A 4,477-nucleotide genomic window follows, 5' to 3' on the forward strand; every position below is an offset into this window, starting at 1 on the left:
CTCCGACACCGTCTACCGTCACCTCGTCAACGACGCCCAACAACTCCGCAGCTGACTCTCAAGTGGGCCCGGGAGGACACCCAGAAACGACTCTGTCTCCAGCGTGACCGGCCTCACATCCTGAACAGCCGGCTCTTCGGACAAGTCACTTCCCGGACCCAACCACGACCCCACGACCGACCCCGGCCGCCAGGCAAGGGGCCTCGACCAACACGCCCCGACACCGACGAAAACCCGCTTGACAACCACAGAGGCTTCGATAGCGGCGGCTCGGCGTGTTCTCGCCGTCGGATGTTCTGGACGGCACCGGTGCGGCCGTTCTCGTGAGCGCCTGAACCTGCCCGATCAGGCACTCCCGCAGCTGGGTGCGGGTTCGAACGACGGCGAAGTGAGCCGGGGCCCGGTCCCCTCCGGCACCGTTCGGCATTGACAGAGTGCACTGCGTTCGCTAGAGTCTCATAGATCCTATAGGAAATTGGGATCTGTGGGACAGAGGATCCGGCTGTTGACGCCGGACGTTCGAGGGGCCGAGGGGGCACTGAGTGGATCAGGATCTGCAATGACTGTGACGTTCGTCGAAGCACGTGTGAGCGACGTGCGGTTTCCAACGTCGCGCCTGTTGGACGGTTCCGACGCCATGAACCCCAACCCGGACTACTCGGCCGCGTATCTGGAGCTGATGACCTCCGACGGTGAGGTCGGGCACGGATTCGTGTTCACGATCGGGAACGGCAACGACGTGCAGGTCGCTGCGATCGAGGCACATCTGCCACTCGTGATCGGCCGAGACGTCGACGAGGTGCTCGCAGACATGGGCGGCTTCTCGCGCGGGCTCGTCGGTGACAGCCAACTGCGGTGGCTCGGGCCCGAGAAGGGTGTGATCCACATGGCCGCCGGCGCGGTCATCAACGCCGTCTGGGACCTGCGGGCGCGCCGCGCCGGTGTCCCGTTGTGGAAGCTGCTGGCCGACCTCTCGCCCGCCGAGATCGTCGACCTCATCGACTTCCGATACATCGCTGACGCCCTCTCGAAAGACGAGGCGCTGCGGATCCTCGAAGCAGGTCTCGACGGACGTGCTGACCGAGAGCGGCTGCTGCTGGAGTCCGGGTACCCGGCCTACACGACGACGCCGGGATGGTTGGGCTACAGCGACGAGAAGCTCGCCGCACTCTCCTCGGCCGCCGTCGACGACGGCTTCGATCTGATCAAACTGAAGGTCGGCGCCGACCCGGCCGGAGATCACCGACGCCTCGGCATCGCCCGTGACACGGTCGGTCCGGACGTGAAGATCGCGATCGACGCCAACCAGGTGTGGGGGGTCGCCGATGCAATTCGAAGCACGAACGCGTTGGCCGAGTTCGATCCGTACTGGATCGAGGAGCCGACATCGCCCGATGACGTCGTCGGCCACGCCACGATCCGCAAAGGGGTCGCACCGATCAAAGTCGCGACCGGAGAACACGCTCACAACTCGATCGTCTTCAAACAGCTTCTCCAGCTCGATGCGATCGACATCCTGCAACTCGACGCGACGCGCGTCGGTGGGGTGAACGAGAACATCGCCATCGTGCTCCTCGCCGCGAAGTTCGGTGTCCCCGTCTGCCCGCACGCAGGTGGAGTCGGACTGTGCGAACTCGTCCGCCACCTCTCGATGTTCGACTTCCTGGCGGTGTCGGCGACGCTCGAGGACCGCCGCATCGAGTACGTCGACCACCTCCACGAACACTTCACCGATCCGGTCGTGATCCGAACGGGACGCTACGTGACCCCGACGGCGCCGGGCATGAGCGCCCAGATGCACGACGCCTCGCTCGCCGAATTCATCTTCCCGACCGGCGCAGCCTGGACGACCGACCGCACCGCTGAAGGTGCTCGTCATGAGTGAGTACCTGCTCGAGATCGACGGGGTGAGCAAGAGCTTTCCCGGCGTCAAGGCGCTCGACGACATGCATCTCAACCTCAAGCCGGGAGAGGTGCTCGCGCTGATCGGTGAGAACGGCGCCGGCAAGTCGACGCTGATGAAGACCCTCACCGGGATCTATCAACCCGACGCCGGGTCGTTCCGGCTGTACGGCGAGGCGTTCGTTCCGGAGAATCCGACGCACTGCCAGCATGCGGGGCTGAGCATCATCCACCAGGAATTCAACCTGATGGCGGACCTCACCGTTGCCCAGAACATCTTCATCGGGCGCGAACCGAGAGTCGGCCCGTTCCTCTCGGAGCGTGCGTTGAATCGACAGGCCGGCGAGCTCCTCGACCGTCTGCAGCTCCCGCTCGACCCGCGAGCGAAGGTCGACAGCCTGAGCGTCGCGAGCCAGCAGATGGTCGAGATCGCCAAAGCGCTGTCCCTCGGTCCCCGAGTGCTGGTGATGGACGAACCGACGGCAGCACTCAATGCCGAGGAGGTGTCGACGCTGCACGAGATCATTCACCGGTTCGTACAGCCCGACACCGGAGTGATCTACATCTCACACCGGCTCGAGGAACTGATGTCGATCAGCCAACGGATTCAGATCATCCGCGACGGAACCTACGTCGAAACGCTCGACACCGACTCGGCGGCGATCGAACAGGTGATCCAGCTGATGGTCGATCGAGAGATCAGCCAGATCGATCACGCTCCGCCGCCGCCCGTCACGCCCTCCGCGGAGATCGCGCTCGCCGTCCGGGGGCTGTCGACGCGCAACCTGCTGAAGGACGTCTCGCTCGAGGTTCGCAAAGGAGAGATCCTCGGCCTCGCCGGGCTAATGGGCGCCGGTCGAACCGAGGTGGCGCGGGCGATCGTCGGGGCCGACCCGATCACGGCCGGAGAGGTCGAGGTCGACGGGAAGGTCCAGCGAATCAAGCATCCGGCCCACGCGGCCGAGCTCGGGATCGGGTACCTGTCGGAGGATCGCAAGACGCTGGGTCTGTTGCTCGACATGAACATCACCGACAACGTTGCGCTCCCATCGATCAGGCAACGGTTCAGCACGCGATTCGGATGGGTCCACGTCGCGCCGACGAAGAAGCACGCGACAGCGATGATCGACGCACTCGGCATCAAGACGCCGTCCATCAATCAGACCACCAAGTTCCTCTCCGGCGGCAACCAGCAGAAGGTCGTCATCGCCAAGTGGCTCGTCAAGGACTGCGACATCTTGATCTTCGACGAGCCGACACGCGGGATCGATGTCGGGGCGAAAGAGGAAATCTACGAGCTCCTCCACGAGCTCGCCGACCAGGGCAAGGCAATCATCATGATCAGTTCAGAACTCCCAGAAGTGCTGCGCATGTCTCATCGAGTCGGAGTCATGAGCGCCGGGCGATTGACCGGCGTGCTGTCGGCCGCAGAGGCCACCCAGGAGGCGATCATGACGCTCGCCACGCAGACCGACGCGGACGCCGACGGGCAGCAGAAGGCAGAGGTGACACGATGAGCCTCTCGCCATCGACCACAGAACCGTCCACCCCGACTGGTTCGACGGCCACCGTCGTCAAGAGCAGTCGCTTGCGCGGCAGCGCGCAGCAGTTGCTCGCGCTCGGCGGGCTCCTCATGGTGTGGATCTACTTCGCCGTCGCGAAGGGATCGACCTTCATCCCGTGGGCGAACCAGAAGAACATCCTCTTCTCGACGGTGGTCGTCGGGCTGCTGGCGGTCGGGACGACGATCGTCATCGTCGCCGGGGGAATCGACCTCTCGATCGGCACCGGGATGACGTTGTGTGCCGTGATGTCCGGTGTCTTCATCGTCGACATCGGCATGCCGACCTTCATCGGGATTCCGATGGCGGTGCTGTTCGGAGGCCTCATCGGCCTGGTCAACGGGTCGTTGGTGTCGTACCTCGGGTTCCCACCGTTCATCGCGACGCTGGCGATGATGCAGGTCGCTCAAGGCCTCTCCCTCGTGATCTCCGACGCCGCTCCGATCTACTTCGAAAGCGACTACAGCACGATCTCGACGGCCGAGTGGATCCCCGGGCTCCCCAACGCGATCGTCGTCTTCGCACTCGCCTCGGTCGTGGCGGGTGTGGTGCTCGCCAAGACCGTGCTCGGTCGATTTGCGTACTCGATCGGCAGCAACGAGGCAGCCACCGCGTTGTCGGGCATCAACGTCAAACGCTGGAACGTTCTGATCTACGCATATGCGGGACTGTTCACCGGACTCGCCGGCGTGATGATCTCCGCCCGGCTCGGCTCGGCCCAGCCGGCGGTCGGCTTGGGATACGAACTGCAGGCGATCGCCGCCGTGATCATCGGTGGAACGTCGCTGTCGGGTGGCAAGGGGACCATCGCGGGCACCGTGATCGGCGCCATCCTCATCTCCACGCTGAACAACGGACTCCAGCTGATGTCGATCCCGCAGCAATGGCAGCTGGTGATCCTCGGCCTCGTGATCCTGCTCGCGGTCTTCGCAGACAATCTCCGCACACGGAGGACCTGACCAGACGGTCCGGAGGCCAACAGGTCGAGCGTCCTCGGGTCGGGGAAGCGAACG

The 4,477-nt window shown here is 64.4% G+C and carries 3 protein-coding genes; all 3 read left to right on the forward strand.

Going from position 1 to position 4,477, the window contains the following annotated elements:
- The first annotated feature begins 559 nt into the window (after nt 1–559).
- Genes WBV89_RS19140 through WBV89_RS19150 form a run of 3 tightly spaced genes read left to right on the forward strand, consistent with a single transcriptional unit; the run spans nt 560 to nt 4,423 of the window.
- On the forward strand, nt 560–1,885 hold the full coding sequence (locus tag WBV89_RS19140) for an enolase C-terminal domain-like protein (protein WP_423982923.1): 1,326 nt from the start codon (nt 560–562) through the stop codon (nt 1,883–1,885).
- Nucleotides 1,878–3,419: a sugar ABC transporter ATP-binding protein gene (locus tag WBV89_RS19145; protein ID WP_423982924.1), complete on the forward strand. Its 1,542-nt coding sequence runs from the start codon at nt 1,878–1,880 to the stop codon at nt 3,417–3,419. Before WBV89_RS19140 ends, WBV89_RS19145 begins: the two co-directional genes overlap by 8 nt.
- Nucleotides 3,416–4,423, forward strand: a complete 1,008-nt coding sequence (locus tag WBV89_RS19150; RefSeq protein WP_423982925.1) for an ABC transporter permease — start codon at nt 3,416–3,418, stop codon at nt 4,421–4,423. The genes WBV89_RS19145 and WBV89_RS19150 overlap by 4 nt, the downstream gene beginning before the upstream one ends.
- Nucleotides 4,424–4,477 lie beyond the last annotated feature (54 nt).

The sequence above is a fragment of the Ilumatobacter sp. genome, assembly GCF_049588435.1.
Classification (GTDB): Bacteria; Actinomycetota; Acidimicrobiia; order Acidimicrobiales; family Ilumatobacteraceae; genus Ilumatobacter_A.

Excerpts from the sequence above, each read along its gene's own strand:
- WBV89_RS19150 (WP_423982925.1), top strand. The coding sequence starts at position 3,416 with ATGAGCCTCTCGCCATCGACCACAGAACCGTCCACCCCGACTGGTTCG.
- WBV89_RS19140 (WP_423982923.1), top strand. The coding sequence starts at position 560 with ATGACTGTGACGTTCGTCGAAGCACGTGTGAGCGACGTGCGGTTTCCA.
- WBV89_RS19145 (WP_423982924.1), top strand. The coding sequence starts at position 1,878 with ATGAGTGAGTACCTGCTCGAGATCGACGGGGTGAGCAAGAGCTTTCCC.